This is a genomic window from Chryseobacterium cucumeris, from assembly GCF_001593385.1.
In the GTDB taxonomy this organism is placed as follows: Bacteria; Bacteroidota; Bacteroidia; order Flavobacteriales; family Weeksellaceae; genus Chryseobacterium; species Chryseobacterium cucumeris.
The window spans coordinates 225531-240657 of sequence record NZ_LUVZ01000012.1 but is presented as its reverse complement, the minus strand read 5'-3'; the positions used below and the strand labels follow the sequence as shown (position 1 = coordinate 240657).

Genomic DNA, 15127 nt, shown 5'->3' with positions numbered 1-15127 from the left:
TGATTAAACCTTAAAATCACTTTATATGAAAATGAAATCCAACCACTTTAAAATCAACAGAAATTTTTACTTTTCCTTTCTATTTTCTTTTTTCTGTTTGTTTCTTTTAACGTCTTGTTCTCAGGATGATCCGGCGGATGCTCCTGTTGAAAAACCTGCAGAGTCTACCCCTATGAAGACTTTGGGAAATCTCACTTTACAGAAGAATGTTATTATTCTGAATGATGAATCAGTAAATGCCATTTCAACTCACAATGAAGGAGAAATTACATTTAGCCGTATGACACCGCAAACGGATAGCATCTCCGTGGGAACAGTTATTGTAGGGACTAAAATAGAAGGAGATCAAGTGAACACCATTCTTTCAAAAGTAAGTTCTGTCTCAAAATTGAACAACCAATTTACAGTACAGACTTCCAGTGCGAAGCTTGAAGAATTTATCTACAGCGGAACCCTGAGCGGTGTGTATGATCCATCCGGTAAAGCTCCCGTCAATATTGATGGAAGAATGGTGAATTATATTCCTGTAGAAGGGATGATTTCTGAGCAGATCAATCAAAGAATACATTCTATTGAAGCTAAAAACCTTCAAAATCAGAAATTAATTACTTTCAACCGTTATAATTTTAATAAAACGTATTCCTTTCCTCTAACTTCAGCCGGAACATCCAGTGTAAATGTACAAGGAGGATTTACACCAAAGATTGATTATAATATCACATTCTCATGGGGACATTTGTCTAACTTCTATGTTAACCTCATCATGGATGATATCAAACTTCAGAGTACGGCAACTATTGTAGGAAGCCTGGGCTACACCGCAAGTACTACAGACTATCTAAATATTCCTATCGTTCCTATTGTTTTGGGACCTACAGGACTGATCTTAAGCCCTACCCTATCTGCCGGACCTTTTCTGGGAGTACAGGCTACAGGAAAAGTACAGGCAAAGCTTTTGGATCTTGAAGGAAATGCTAACTTTTTAGTAAGCAAAACTCCGGAGATTAACATTAATCTTCAAAAGAAATCAGAACCTGCTATTACTCTTGCAGAGGGAAATTTATCTGCTGAAGGTGGTTTAGAAGCAAAAGGAGCTGTAGGATTAATGTTCCTTACCATTCCTATTGCTAACTCAGGGTTGAAAGGAAGAGCCTCTGCCCTTTCATCTTTAGGATTAACTCTTGTTCCTGCAAGAAAAGGAGTGATTACAGTAAAAGGTAAAATCCAGGCGGATATGTTCTACGGCTTTGGAATTGCTCCTTTACGATATGAAGGAACCATTCCTCTTTTCCAAAAAGAACGTGTACTGTACCAGAAGGAATTTAATTTCTAAATACTCTTTTTCTTATTCATCATAAAAAGCCACTTTCAGAGTGGCTTTTCTTTATATAAAAGCTCCACATAAAATTCATTTACAACACATTAAGACAATTTTATTATATTTACAAGGATGTACAATTGTCAACAATAACATTTAATACCAATTATCATGAAAACAATGAAAAAACTTTTGAGAAAAGACTTATCTGCAATTCTGGGCAGCGGCATAGATGGCTGTCATATGGGAGGCAACTCTTACAATTGTCAGGACGACTGTCAATGCGCATGGGGATACGCTTGTGAAATGTATGAAGACGGAAATCCGGGACAATGCATTGCAGTAGGTGGAGGTGGAAATCCTGGCGGAGGTGGATGTACTCCTCCTTCTATTTGTGAGGAACAACCTTATTAAAATCAACTAATAAAAACCGGAAGTATTTCTGCTTCCGGTTTTATTTTTCACCTTAAAAAAGATCCTTATCAAAGCATCTCTGCCATTCATCAAATAAAATTTAATTTCATCCGCCATAGTTGTTGTTTTGCATCAGATTTTTAACAATAATTAAATTATGAAGCAGCAATTTTTCGCTTTAAGTGCATTGCTATTATGCATTTTTTGCAGCATGGAAACTAAAGCACAACAGACTCCGGCTTTTCACATTGGGGTAAAGGGAGGGGCAAACTTTACAAAAACCTCCACGGAATCTTCTTTAGAAGGGAAATACGGATTCGGTTATCAGGCAGGTGTAATGACAAGAATGGATATCGGAAAACTGTATGTGCAGGGAGAAGCTCTGTTCAACAAAAGAAAAACATCATACCAATCCCAAGACGGAAGCTCTTCAAAACTTTCATGGAACGCTATTGATATTCCTGTGGTAGTAGGATATAAACTGATTAAAGCAGATGACTTTAATGTGAGAGTATTTGCCGGAGGTGTTTACAGCTATGCTTTCAACAATAAAGTATCTGCCTCTCAGGCCATTCAGGAAGGGTTTAAAAAGTTTGACAAATCCAATATTGGCGTTACAGGAGGTGTAGGATTAGATTATAAGAACTTCACGGTAGATCTGAGATATGAGACGGGTCTTACGAGCATCAGTAAAGAGTTTAAGTCCAAACCCCACAGTTTTTCCCTTGGAATAGGTTATTTCCTGTTCTAAGAAACTTAAATTATCTTTACCATTAGAAACTGTTTTCCCTGCAGTTTCTAATTTTTTTATTAACCTATTCCCAATTCCATGACAAAATCTTTTATTGTAAAAGAATATATATTTACTTTTATTTTCTGGCTTGTATTAGCGATTGTATTGTGGTTTAATTTCCAGAGTACAACAGAAAGTTATCTTGCGATGACCCAGGCTGCGATCATTGCGGCATTTTCGTTTACATTTACTCACTTTTTAACCAATAAGCTTCTTCCGAAAGCACTTCGGGAAAAGAAAATGAAACTGTTCCTGATACAGCTGGTAATGGTTATTTTCATGCTTAGTTTGGTTTTCTCCGTTATATTCACGTATCTTGAAGTGGAGCCCAAAGATCAGCTTCCTGAAAACTTCACAGATCAGCTACCTTTTTTGTGGAAGGGGTTTTATATGTCTTTGCCTGCCTCATTTCTTATCAACGGAGCAGCGTGTGGTGTAAAATTTTACAATGAACACGGAAGAATAGAGCGGGATCATATTCTCCTTCAGCAGGCGCATCTGGAAAACCAGCTCAAGCTTTTACAGGACCAGATCAATCCTCATGTGGTATTTAATATCCTGAATCATATTCATATTCTGATGAAAACGGACACCCAGCTTGCTGATTTTTTGCTTATGAAATTTTCGGATATTCTCCGGTATCAGCTGTACCATTGCAATCAGCCACTGGTACCTTTGGATAAAGAGATTGAGTATCTCCAAAACCTTGTTGAGGTAGAAAAACTGAGGTGGGGAAATGAGCTGGACGTAAAAGCCCAATGGCAGATCAATAACAGAAAAGCTTCTATTGCTCCTTTACTTTTGGTTCCTTTCATAGAAAATGCATTTAAATACGTTTGCAGGCTACCGGGACATAAAGGTTATGTGAAAATCTCCTGCAAAGAAAAGAATAACAGTCTGTATTTTTATGTCGAAAATTCCTATTCGGATATGGCAACCTATAAAAAGAAAGACGGAACGGGAGGAATTGGTCTTCAAAATGTAAAAAAACGGTTGAAATTACAATATCCGGACGCCCATGATCTGAATATCGAATCCGATAATCACATCTTTAGAATAACATTAACACTAACACTATCTGACAGTTATGCGCTCTAATATTCCTAAAATGAAATGCCTTATTATTGATGATGAGCCTCTCGCTAGATTCCATCTTAAAGAACTGGCCGGTCAGATTAATTTTGTATCGGTTGAAGGAACGTGCGCAACAGCATTGGAAGCCGACGCAAAGGTAAAGGAGAGTGAAATAGACCTTCTCTTCCTGGATATCAACATGCCTTATCTTACGGGCCTTGAATTTCTGGAACAGCTTGAGAATCCTCCTTTATGTATTCTCACTACTGCTTATTCTGAATATGCGCTGGAAGGATTTCGTCTTCAGGTGGTAGATTATCTGTTAAAACCCATTGCCTTCAACCGGTTTTATCAGGCGGTAAATAAGGCTCAGCAGCAATTTATCATCAGTGAAAAGCTGAAAAAAAATACTTCGCTGGATGATCCTTTTCTGTATGTAAGGCAATCTGATACTTTCATTAAAATTTCTTGGGTAGACATTCTCTACATTGAAAGTATGCAAAACTACACCAAGCTTCATTTTAAAGATAAATCACTGATTATTCATCAGACCATGAAAGCTATTGAAGAATCTCTTCCTTCAGATCATTTTTTCAGGATTCATAAATCCTACCTCATCAATATTACCCATATTGATATGATTTCGGGAGGACGTCTTTTCATTAATAAAATTGAGCTTCCGATATCCCGTATCCGAAAGGAAGAACTGCTTAATCAGGTTGTTTATAAGAAATTAATCAGTAAATAGAAGAAAGAAGCCGGAAGCAGGGAATTTAATAACTCCAGGCTTCCGGCATTTTTTATGGGAGATTCCAGCGTAGTGATAATGCTGCATAAAATGTGCTTGAAAATCTGGGATCTGCTATCTTCTTGTCTCTGAAAATACTGCTGATTTTGCGGTCATTTTCGCTGAAGCTCCTCAATATGGCAGTTCCGCCGGTGAGGCGCAAAGTAAGCCGGTCGTTAATTTTTAATTCCGGTCTGAGTCCTGCAGTGATCTGCTGATATCCTAGCAACATCGATTTTCCGTTTATATTTCTTTCGGCAGTCATTCCATTCAGTTCTACAACAGCCTTTAAAGTAAATTTATCTGAAAAAAGATATCCGGCTTCCATCCCTTCCGGGAAATTGATCTTAAACTTAACTTTTCCGTTTGTTTTCCAATCGAAATAAATCCAGGGCAAAATCATAGGAACACCAAAAGCAGTAGTAAGCACCGGACCGGCTCCCAATGAAAGGTTAGGATTAAAATGTCTGATAAATAAAATTCCACCCTGTCCAAGTACATCATCGAAATCTATTTTCTCAAGGTCGGTATATACTCCTACCGATGCCGTCATCATCATACTCCACTTTTTACCTAAAGGTCTCATATGCTGTATTCCGGCCTGTGCATTCAGCATCTGATCAGGAAACAACTGAGTTTCGTAATTTTTATGTGTCATCTTTGCATAAGAGCCACTTAATAGCATAGACCACGACCTTACCTTCCCGTCAGTATCTTTTTTTACAGATAACGGAATACTTAGATTCAGATCGACTCTTTTAAAATCACTTTTAGAACTGGTCTTTGTACTATCTTCCGGACGGATGTAATTGGATGCAGGAATATATTCGGTTTTAAGCTCTGCGGAAAGCCCGGACTGTGCACTTACCCCATATCCTAATGGCAATATACAGCATAAAGCTGTCGAAAGGGTTCTTTTCATATTTAAATTTTATGCAAAGAGAACCCTTTGACTATTTTTTACAAAAATTACTTGATTAAGTGCCCGGATTGTATGACAACCGGATTAAATAACAGGATCAATTTCCGGATTAGAACTGGTGTTTAAGCTTTCTCTTTTTTGAGTTTTAAAAATCCGGTATCCAAACCACACTGCAATCAATGCCATTGCTGAGCGTGTTACCACCATAGGAATGATAGAATCTGCTTCTAAGAATCCTATCAAGCCTGATATTAAGAAAGTTACCATCAACTGCATAAAACCAAGCAGTGCCGCAGCTGTTCCTCTGCCTTCTTTGAATGGAGACAAAGCATGAGCTGATGTAATAGGAAACAAAATACCAATAGCCAGTAATGACAGATACAACATAGCAATTTCTAAGGCTACAGAAAGATTTTCAGCTGCAATCAGAATATGAAGGGTACATACCACCAACAAAACAATTGTAGCAGCAAATAAAAGTGTTGAATTGCTTATTCTTTTGATCAGTTTAGGCGTAATATAAGCGGCTGTTATCAATGCCAGTGAGTTAAAAGCAAATATAAAGCTAAATGTACCACTCGAAAATCCATGGATCTCCATGAATAAAAACGGTGCATTGGAGATATAAATAATCAAAGAAGCAAAGGCAATACTTCCTACCAGGGTGCTGTTGATAAAGTCCCTGTTGGAAATGATCATTTTCAGCTGATCTTTTAGTCCTTTTTCATTCAACATCTCATCATCGGAAAGATGAATTCTGGTATTGGTTTCCGGCACATACTTGTAGACCATGAAAAAGGTAATCAGCCCCATGATGCATAAAAAGGCAAAAGAACTGTTCCATCCCCAGAATTTAAGGAATACACTTCCCAGTAACGGAGCTACAATCGGGGCAATACCACTGATCTGCGACTGCTGTGAAAAGATAGTGACAGCCTTATGCTTATCATAGAGATCAATAATAATTGCCCTTCCGATAACAATTCCGGCACTTCCTCCGAATGCCTGTAGGAAACGCATGCCCCATAATACATAAATATCAGAGGTAAAGTAGATAGCTGTAGCTCCTATGATAAAAAGCAAAAGTCCGCAATACAACATGGGTTTTCTTCCTTTTTTGTCTGATAAAGGTCCCCATAACAGCTGCCCGAAAGCAAATCCGGCAAAAAACACAGAAATGGATACCTGAATGTGTCCGATATCGGTATTAAAAATCTTCGCCATACTTGGGAAAGCGGGAAGATAAAGGTCTATACTTAACGACTCTAACGTGTTGAGTAGTGCGAGAATAAACACTACGATGTTCAAATTCTTCTTCATAAATAACAATAAGCCTTCTCAGGCGATTTTTTCAGCTGCAAAATTGCTGTAAAAAGTATCGTTTTTCAATAAAAGAACTGAAGGAAGGATAGCACAAACTGAGGATTACTCTATCTGATTACCCCTGGATTATTTATTTAAAATAAAAACCAAAGGAACATTCTGAGGATTAACCTTTTCCAGGCCTGAATCCTTCCGGATTCTGCCGGGTATGCTTTTTAAAAAACCGGGAAAAGTAAGAAGCATCGCTAAAACCTAGTTTAAAAGCAATCTCCTTTACCGTTAAAGCGCCAAAACTAAGCTCTCTTTTGGCTTCCAGAATAAGTCTCTGCGCAATCATTTTTTTCACTGTCGTTCCTCTTGAAAGCCGGACAATGTCATTGAGGTGATGGGCACTTATTTTGAGCTGTTCAGCATAAAAGTCTGTATTTTTCTCTGTGATATAATACTCTTCTATCAAGGCTGCAAGTTGCTGAATCCTCGGTTTTTCATCTTCAGCAGTATTCTGCATCGTAATCTGATCTGTAATGATCAGGCAGAAGGCTCTCAGATAAGCTTTTAAAATTTCAACACGCCCGGATCCCAGATACTCTCTTTTAATCATTGAAATAAGCATATTTCCGGTTTCACTGCTTTCTGCATCCAAAAAGAAAGGTCTTGCTCCGTTGGCCAAGACCACTTCCGTATCACAGGCTTCTTTGAAAATTTCTTTGCTTATGGCCAGCACATAGCCTTTTTCATCACGGAGTTTCATATTAAAAACCTGACCGGGAACGATAATACAGAGCTGATTATTTTTTACGGTATAGCTTTCAAAATCCAGTTCAAGACGGCTATCTGTATGTACTTCTTTGAACCAGATAATCTCAAAAAAATTATGCCGATGAATATCCTCGAAGTTCTCCGGATGTCCATTTTCTAAAGTGTTAACCTGAAATTCTTCAGACATCAGATTATGAACAGGAATATTTTTTTCAGATGAATTCATTGCTAATGTATTTGATCAGAGAAAGCGAAAACCGCAGCAAAAAATACTACGGTTTTCTTACAATATTTAAAATTAAATATAATTTTTCGATTTTATTGGCTTAAAAAAGCATCCCATCCCTGAGCGGTCAGAGCAACCAATTGGTTTGATCCTCTGGCTACCATAAAGTTTCCTTCTTCTTTTTCTACGGCATGCCCTATAATGGTAAAGTCGGGGTGATTTTTAATTTTATCAAAGTCTCCAGATGAAATTGTGAATAGCAATTCATAATCTTCACCACCACTTAAAGCTGTCATTACAGGATTTAAGTTCATTTCATCTGCTGTAGAGATCGTAAGATTGTCTAACGGAATTTTTTCCTCGTACAATCTGAATCCAACATTGGATTGATCTGAAAGGTGAAGGATTTCGGAAGCCAGACCATCTGAAATATCAATCATAGAAGTTGGTTTAATATCCAGTTCTTCCAGAATCTTTTTAACGTCTGTTCTTGCTTCAGGCTTCAGCTGTCTTTCAAGGATATAATCATAGCCCTCCATTTCTGGCTGCATATTCGGATTAGCAAGGTACACAGCATGTTCTCTTTCCAGAATCTGTAAACCCATATAGGCTCCACCTAAATCTCCTGTTACAACAAGAAGATCATTTGGTTTTGCACCACTTCTTTTTACGATATTTTCTTCATTTTCAATTCCTACAGCGGTAATACTCATTACAAGACCCGAATTAGAACTTGTTGTATCTCCTCCGATAAGGTCAACCTTATATCTTCCACATGCTGCCTGAATTCCTGAATAGATTTCTTCTAATGCTTCCACTGGAAAACGATTGGACACCGCAAGGGAAACCAATATCTGTGTAGGTGTTGCATTCATTGCTGCAATATCGCTCAGGTTTACCACTACCGCTTTATAGCCTAAATGCTTTAAGGGAACATATCCTAAATTAAAGTGTACACCCTCCGCCAATACATCTGTTGTAAGAACTACTTTTTTGTTATCAGGATTAATAACTGCTGCATCATCTCCTACTCCAAGCTCTGAAGATTCATTGGATAACGGAAAATACTCTGTCAAATGTTTAATAAGACCAAATTCTCCTAATTTTGAAATGGGCGTCAGCTCCTGTGATTTATCTTCAAACATAAATTTCTTTTTATAAGTGATGGTTGATAAATGATAATTGATATTCCTGAATACAGATTTTCATTCTGTATCAACCATCATTCATCATTTATATATTAATTTCAGCCGGGTCAATATTGTGTGGGTGGAAAGGAAACTTTTTGAAATCTTCTTTCGATAATACAACAGTGTCCGCGGTTTTATATTTATTCATTGCTTCCACTACATCATCCGGCGGAGTGGTCATTTTTCTAAGCATCATATCAATCCATACGCCTGTAGCTTCTGCCGTAGCACAGTGCATTCCGTCCGGTGTATAGAATTTGTGTACGAAACGATAGATGGAAGAGTCTTCTGCACATCCGTCTATTTCCACACTTACGATTACCGTCTGATCTGCATAGATCTCTTTGAAGAAAGAATATCTTTCATGCAGGATCACCGGGCCGATTCCCCATCTGCTCAGCTGGGTAACCCCCATTTTCTCTTTAGTCATAAAAGCCATTCTGGCCTGTGCACAATATTGCACATATGATGAATTGGCCAGGTGCTTATTGGCATCAAGGTCGCTCCATCTTACTTCAAATTTATGGTAGAAAATCATATGAAAATCGTTTTTGATATAATTAAAATTATAATCTTCAAAAATACTCAAATAAGATGGTTTATAAAAATTGTACTTTTGAAAAAATAATCTTCCGCATAGGATTACCCATACATGAAACAGATCATTATTATCGGAGGCGGTGCTGCAGGCTTTTTCTGCGCATCTAATCTTGACGAAAAGAAATATATAATTACAATTTTAGAACAGAACTCAGATGTCCTTCAGAAAGTTAAAATTTCCGGAGGCGGACGCTGCAATGTTACTCACGCATGCTTTGATCCAAGAGAACTGGTGCAGTTTTATCCCCGTGGAAACAAGGAATTGCTAAGTGTCTTTACTAAATTTCAGCCTGGTGATACAATGGAATGGTTTGACCAGCGTAATGTTCCTTTAAAAATTGAAAATGATAACAGAACTTTTCCTGAAAGCAACTCTTCCCAGACCATCATCAATACTTTTCTGAATGAAACTCAAAAGAAAAATGTTACTGTGCAGACAAAATGTACGGTAAAAGAGATTGAAAAACAGGACGAAAAGTATATTGTAAAGACCAATTCTGGAGATTTTGAAGCAGATTATATCGTTTATACGACCGGAAGTTCTCCAAAATCATTGAAAATTGTCGAAAATCTGGGGCATAAGATTGTAGACCTTGTGCCTTCCCTTTTCACCTTCAATATTAAAGATGAATTGCTGAAAGACCTTCCTGGAACAAGCTTTGAAAATGCCGGAATTTCAATTCCTAAACTGAAAACGGAAGAAAGCGGGCCTTTGCTTATTACGCACTGGGGACTTTCCGGACCTGCTGTTCTCAAAATTTCTGCGTGGGAAGCCATCAGTCTGGCAAAACTTAAATACAACTTTGAAATTGAAGTGAATTTCATTTCCATAGAAATGGATGAAGCAGAGGAAGTATTCCATAATTTCAAGCAAAGCAACCCTAAAAAAACCATCGGACAATCAAAGATCTTTGATATTACCAACAGATTCTGGCAGAAAATCTTAGAAATTTCAAAGGTCGATCTCAACAAACAGGTGGCTAATATTTCCGGAAAAGAGATGCAGAAAATCCTAGAAAACCTTTGCCGAAAAAAGTTTCAGGTAACCGGAAAATCTACTTTCAAAGATGAGTTCGTAACAGCTGGAGGTGTTGATTTAAAGGAAATTAACTTTAAAAACATGTCTTCCAAATTACTTCCTAATTTCTATATTGCCGGAGAAGTTCTGAATATTGACGCCGTGACCGGAGGATTCAATTTCCAGGCATGCTGGAGTGAAGGATGGCTGATTGCACAGGATCTTAACAGCTTGTAAAAAATGATTACTTTTAATAAAAACTAAATACATGAAAAAAAATTTCGGTTTCTTTCTTTTACTCTGGTTCTTTTTAGGATACAGCCAGGAAAAAACAATCGTCTCTGACTGGACATCATTCACACAAGCTGTCAATATAGAGCATAAACAGAATTGGAACTTCCGTATAACGGCAAAAATCAGAAAAGAGAATGAGGATAATGGCTCCAATTGTGGGTTATGGTGCAGAATAAATAATAAAGATGAGTCTACCAGTTTCTTTGAAAATCAATATTATGGAATCCAGGTAACCCGTGAATGGAAAACCTACGAAATAAAAGGAACCATCAATCCATCTGCGAAGACCATGACTATCGGAGCATTTGCTCAAAACAATGGGGATTTTTATTTTGACGATTTTAAGCTGGAAGTCAATGATGGAAAGTCAAAAAAATGGATTGAAATCCCTTTGGAAAATTCAGGTTTTGAGAAAGATATTACATCAGGTGGCTGGTTTGAAGGAATCCATTCTCAGAAAATAAAGCACGTAAAGCATTTTACCATTGAAACTTCGGATTATCAACCATTCAGTGGTAACAAATCTTTGTTGATCAAAGGTCGTGGTATTATCGGAACAATGCCGGAAGGAAAATTTATGGATGTTAACGGCATCAAATTATATTATGAAACCTATGGAGAAGGTGAGCCGGTTCTTATGCTTCATGGTAATGGCCAATCTATCAGTGCCTTTATGAACCAAAAAGACACCTTTGCTAAAAAATATAAAGTGATCATTATAGATTGCCGTGAAAGAGGAAGATCTACTTATGACAAAACGAAGGAACTTACCTTCGATATTCAGACAGAGGATATTAAGCAGTTTTTAGAAAAGCTGAACATCAAAAAAACAAAAATTCTGGGCTGGAGTGACGGAGGAATTCTCGCACTGTCTATGGCCATGAAATATCCAGAAATGGTAGACAAAATTGCCTGTTCAGGAGCCAATATTTTTCCGGAAGGAGTCAAAGATCATGATTTAAAATCCATGAAAGAAATGCTTGTAAGCCTTACTAAAGAGAACAAAGACCATAAAAATGACATCTTTATTGATCTTCTGAATCTGGATTTGAAGTATCCTCAATGGAAATATGAAGACCTGAATAAAATTCAGTGTCCATCATTAATCATTGCTGGTGATAATGATCTTATAAAAACAGAACATACGGTAAAAATCGCAGAATCTATCCCCAAAGGACAATTAGCCATTATCCCCAATGCCAATCATTATGTTCCCGAAGAAAAACCGGAATTATTCAATGAATTAGTCATTGATTTCTTTGAAAATAAATAATCTGAATACAAAATAAATCATGAAAAAAATAGTAACCTTCGCTTTGTGTCTTGGTTTTGGACTCGCATTTTCACAAACCAACCAGCCAGAAACTACTTATAATCCAGACAATAATACAGAAAACACAGTTACTACACCTGTTGAATATCCAGGGGGAATGACTGCCCTAAGACAGGATATCAGTAAAATCTTTGATCTTTCCTGTATGGAGAAAGCATCTGGTACATCGAAATCATTAACATCTTTTGATGTTAATCCTGATGGAAGTATAAGTTCTATTTCAACAACAGGAAACAACCCTGCTCTGAATAAAGAAATGGATCGTGTGATGAATGCTTTAAAAAAAAGATGGAAACCCGCCACTAAAAATGGGCAAGCCATTAAATCAACATATAACGTTCCTATGACTTTTAAAAATTATTAAAATGCTATTCGCCAAAAGAAATACTGCAGTTTTCTTTAAAATCCTTTTGGTTCTTGGATTTGCATATTTCTTTTGGCTGATGCTGAAAATTACCTTAGAATATATTCCTTTTAATCCTGAAGTCAGCTTTCTGATGATTAAACAGACAGAAGTATCGGAAAGACCGGAATATCTTTATTTTTTCTATACCCATGTTTATACGAGCATCTTTGTGCTTTTTTCAGGTTTTCTGGCTCTACTCAGAAAGAATTTTGGCGTCAATAATTTCCACAGGAATATGGGAAAACTATATACTTTTCTCATCCTGATTTTTGCAGCGCCTTCAGGAATTTATATGGGAATTTTTGCCAACGGAGGCCTTTTTTCAAAGATTTCCTTTATTATTTTAGGCTTTTTATGGTGGTTTTCAACATTGAAAGCCTATCAGCTGGCAAGACAGAAAAGGTTTAAAGAACACAAACAATGGATGTGGCGTAGCTTTGCTTTTACTTTATCTGCTATTACCCTGAGAATGTGGAAGGTAATTATTGTATATTTATTTCATCCCAATCCTATGGATCTCTATCAGATCATTGCATGGCTGGGCTGGATTCCCAACATCCTTATTATTGAATATTTAATCACAAAAAAACATCTATGAAAATTGTAAATTACACACTGATTTCCCTGCTTACAGTTGCTATGTTAAGCTGCAAAAAAGAAGGAAAGATTACTGAATCAGGAAAAGATTCTCTGGCTGCAAAGAAGGATTCTGCGGTAGTCCCTGAAGTTCACCAGGAATATTACGGAATTTATACCGGCGAATTTGCCGGAATGGAAAAGGTGGTTGATCAGACAGATGGCTCAGAATATGATGTCAGTAACTACAAAAGAATTTCTTTAAAGATCAACAGGATCACCAAAGACAGTGTTTACGGACAAAGTATCGTGAATGGGAATCAGCGCCCGTTCAGAGGTGTTTTCAATGAGGCTACAACGTCTTTTGTGCTTGATGAACCGGGCAATGACAAAACAGACGGAAGATTTGAAGTAAAATTAAAGGGAGACAGCTTAACCGGAAAGTGGAATGCTTTTGATAAAACAATGGTTAAAGCACCTTCAAAAACGCTTAAACTTATTAAAAAAGAGTTTGTCTATAACCCGAATTTTATGCTGGATAAGGATTCTGACCTTGTAGACTGGTCAAATCCAAAAGAATTTACTGAAAAATACACCGATGAAGAAACCGGAAAAACAGAAAGCTATAAAACCTCTAAAAACCGTATCGCATCTGAAGCCATTTTCAAACTGAATGCTTCCAAGCAGAAACTGACAGAAAAGGATCTTAAAAACTTAAGAAAACTGGATCTTGAGATCATCAAAAATTCAGTATTTGCAAGACATGGCTATTCCTTCAAAAAAGAAACTTACAGAAATTTCTTTGAGCAAACAGACTGGTATATTCCTGTTTCGAGCAATGTAGATAATGATCTTTCGCCTATGGAAAAGGAAAATGTGGCTTTACTGAACCGTTTTACCAAATATGCGGAAGATAAATATGACAGTTTTGGAAGATAGAGAAAAGGTTTTTAGGTGGCAGGGATTAGGGAGTAGAGGTTAAACCATCACTGTTTGTCATTTTTACGAAAATATAGAGCAACAGACAGCCTACAGCATAGCAAAGATTATCTATCCATGAGAAAGAATTTCCAATGACAATATACATCAGGCTTCCAGGACGGAAGCCTAGTTTTTCTGCAATATTGAAATACTGTGCAAATTCTACCATCCATGAAAAAATAAGAATTCCCATAATCAGTTTCTGATCATTTACTTTTACGAAACTTTTTACAAACGTGTAAAGAAGCATAACCACAATTACATCCCCAAGATAAGCTCTCACAAAGAAAATATCACTTAGTTTGGTGGCAATCAACACTTCTGCAAGAAATATAAATACGGAGAGAAGCAGATACTTCAGGCTGAACTGGAATTTCATTTTAAATTGAGTTTAAGGCATAAAAAATCGGCATTCTAAGAACACCGATCTTATCATTTTATAAAGACAAATATATTATTTCTTTACTTTGATTGTACATCCGATGGCTACTGTTTTAGTCATTTTTACAGGTTCTCCTTTGATCAGAGCATTTACGGCATCCTGAGCATAGTATTCTGAGACATCATTCGGATTATCATAATTGTTGTCGATAGCACCAATGTATTTTACGATGTTCTTTCCGTTTTCTTTTTTCAGCACAAAAACATGCGGAGTCTTTGTAGCACCGTATTGAGGATAAATTTTCTGCCCTTCATCTACAAGATAAGGAAAAGTAAATCCTTTCTGCTTTGCTCTTTCGATCATCTGCTGATAGCCATCTTCGGGCTGTACGTTGGGATCATTAGGATTAATGGCAATGACCGGATAGCCTTGAGTTTTATATTTTTTATCCAGTTCAATGATTCTGTCCTCATATTTTTTAGCATAAGGACAGTGATTACAAGTAAATACTACTATGAATCCCTTTGCGCTTTTAAAATCACTTAGGGAAACCATTTTCCCGTCGATATTTTTAAGCTTAAAATCGGTAGCTTCGTCCCCTACTTCATAGCCTTTTACAAATAAAATATTCTCTTTCTGTCTTATATTTTTATCATCATCTTTCGCTGTAAAACTTAGTAATCCTAGCCCAACGATGAATGCAGTCATTACAATTTTCAGATTTTTCATAA

17 protein-coding genes are annotated in these 15127 nt (G+C 36.9%); 10 read left to right on the top strand and 7 right to left on the bottom strand.

The genetic code is table 11. The features are described 5' to 3' along the window. Window positions 1-25: 25 nt before the first annotated feature. From A1704_RS10035 to A1704_RS10015, 5 genes are all read left to right on the top strand, one after another. A complete protein-coding gene (locus A1704_RS10035) occupies window positions 26-1333 on the top strand; it encodes a hypothetical protein (RefSeq protein WP_062672967.1) in 1308 nt (435 codons plus the stop codon). Between the two features lie 156 nt (window positions 1334-1489). Further along, on the top strand, window positions 1490-1732 hold the full coding sequence (locus tag A1704_RS10030; RefSeq protein WP_047426682.1) for a hypothetical protein: 243 nt from the start codon (window positions 1490-1492) through the stop codon (window positions 1730-1732). A 157-nt stretch (window positions 1733-1889) separates the two neighbouring features. Then, window positions 1890-2483 carry a porin family protein gene (locus A1704_RS10025; RefSeq protein WP_062672965.1) on the top strand — a complete coding sequence of 198 codons (594 nt, stop codon included), beginning with the start codon at window positions 1890-1892 and terminating at the stop codon, window positions 2481-2483. A gap of 78 nt (window positions 2484-2561) precedes the next feature. After that, window positions 2562-3623, top strand: a complete 1062-nt coding sequence (locus tag A1704_RS10020; protein WP_062672963.1) for a sensor histidine kinase — start codon at window positions 2562-2564, stop codon at window positions 3621-3623. Beyond that, entirely contained in the window at window positions 3613-4347 is a 735-nt protein-coding gene (locus A1704_RS10015) for a LytR/AlgR family response regulator transcription factor (RefSeq protein WP_062672960.1), read from the top strand. Before A1704_RS10020 ends, A1704_RS10015 begins: the two co-directional genes overlap by 11 nt. 52 nt (window positions 4348-4399) lie before the next feature. On the opposite strand, the gene A1704_RS10010 is transcribed toward A1704_RS10015, so the two are convergent. From A1704_RS10010 to A1704_RS09990, 5 genes are all read right to left on the bottom strand, one after another. Continuing rightward, window positions 4400-5308, bottom strand: coding sequence for a DUF6268 family outer membrane beta-barrel protein (locus tag A1704_RS10010; RefSeq protein ID WP_062672958.1), 909 nt, complete (start codon window positions 5306-5308; stop codon window positions 4400-4402). A gap of 84 nt (window positions 5309-5392) precedes the next feature. Continuing rightward, a complete protein-coding gene (locus tag A1704_RS10005; RefSeq protein WP_082798754.1) occupies window positions 5393-6628 on the bottom strand; it encodes a multidrug effflux MFS transporter in 1236 nt (411 codons plus the stop codon). A 169-nt stretch (window positions 6629-6797) separates the two neighbouring features. Then, window positions 6798-7616 (bottom strand): helix-turn-helix domain-containing protein, encoded by an 819-nt coding sequence (locus tag A1704_RS10000; RefSeq protein ID WP_062672954.1) that lies wholly within the window; start codon window positions 7614-7616, stop codon window positions 6798-6800. Between the two features lie 92 nt (window positions 7617-7708). Continuing rightward, window positions 7709-8761, bottom strand: coding sequence for a thiamine-phosphate kinase (gene thiL / locus A1704_RS09995; RefSeq protein ID WP_062672952.1), 1053 nt, complete (start codon window positions 8759-8761; stop codon window positions 7709-7711). 88 nt (window positions 8762-8849) lie between these two features. Beyond that, complete coding sequence (locus A1704_RS09990; RefSeq protein WP_062673764.1) at window positions 8850-9344, bottom strand: acyl-CoA thioesterase; 495 nt, start codon at window positions 9342-9344, stop codon at window positions 8850-8852. Between the two features lie 114 nt (window positions 9345-9458). On the opposite strand from A1704_RS09990, the gene A1704_RS09985 reads away from it, so the two are divergent. Genes A1704_RS09985 through A1704_RS09965 form a run of 5 tightly spaced genes read left to right on the top strand, consistent with a single transcriptional unit; the run spans window position 9459 to window position 13972 of the window. Beyond that, a complete protein-coding gene (locus A1704_RS09985; RefSeq protein ID WP_062672950.1) occupies window positions 9459-10661 on the top strand; it encodes a BaiN/RdsA family NAD(P)/FAD-dependent oxidoreductase in 1203 nt (400 codons plus the stop codon). Window positions 10662-10692: 31 nt separating this feature from the next. Next, entirely contained in the window at window positions 10693-11991 is a 1299-nt protein-coding gene (locus A1704_RS09980) for an alpha/beta fold hydrolase (RefSeq protein WP_062672947.1), read from the top strand. A gap of 19 nt (window positions 11992-12010) precedes the next feature. Further along, window positions 12011-12415, top strand: coding sequence for an energy transducer TonB (locus A1704_RS09975; protein WP_062672945.1), 405 nt, complete (start codon window positions 12011-12013; stop codon window positions 12413-12415). Window position 12416: 1 nt separating this feature from the next. Continuing rightward, on the top strand, window positions 12417-13055 hold the full coding sequence (locus A1704_RS09970; protein WP_062672943.1) for a DUF2306 domain-containing protein: 639 nt from the start codon (window positions 12417-12419) through the stop codon (window positions 13053-13055). Continuing rightward, window positions 13052-13972: a YARHG domain-containing protein gene (locus A1704_RS09965; RefSeq protein ID WP_062672941.1), complete on the top strand. Its 921-nt coding sequence runs from the start codon at window positions 13052-13054 to the stop codon at window positions 13970-13972. Before A1704_RS09970 ends, A1704_RS09965 begins: the two co-directional genes overlap by 4 nt. A 25-nt stretch (window positions 13973-13997) precedes the next feature. On the opposite strand, the gene A1704_RS09960 is transcribed toward A1704_RS09965, so the two are convergent. Beyond that, window positions 13998-14393, bottom strand: coding sequence for a ribosomal maturation YjgA family protein (locus tag A1704_RS09960; protein WP_062672939.1), 396 nt, complete (start codon window positions 14391-14393; stop codon window positions 13998-14000). Window positions 14394-14468: 75 nt separating this feature from the next. Then, window positions 14469-15125 (bottom strand): thioredoxin family protein, encoded by a 657-nt coding sequence (locus tag A1704_RS09955; protein ID WP_062672937.1) that lies wholly within the window; start codon window positions 15123-15125, stop codon window positions 14469-14471. Between the last annotated feature and the right edge of the window lie 2 nt (window positions 15126-15127).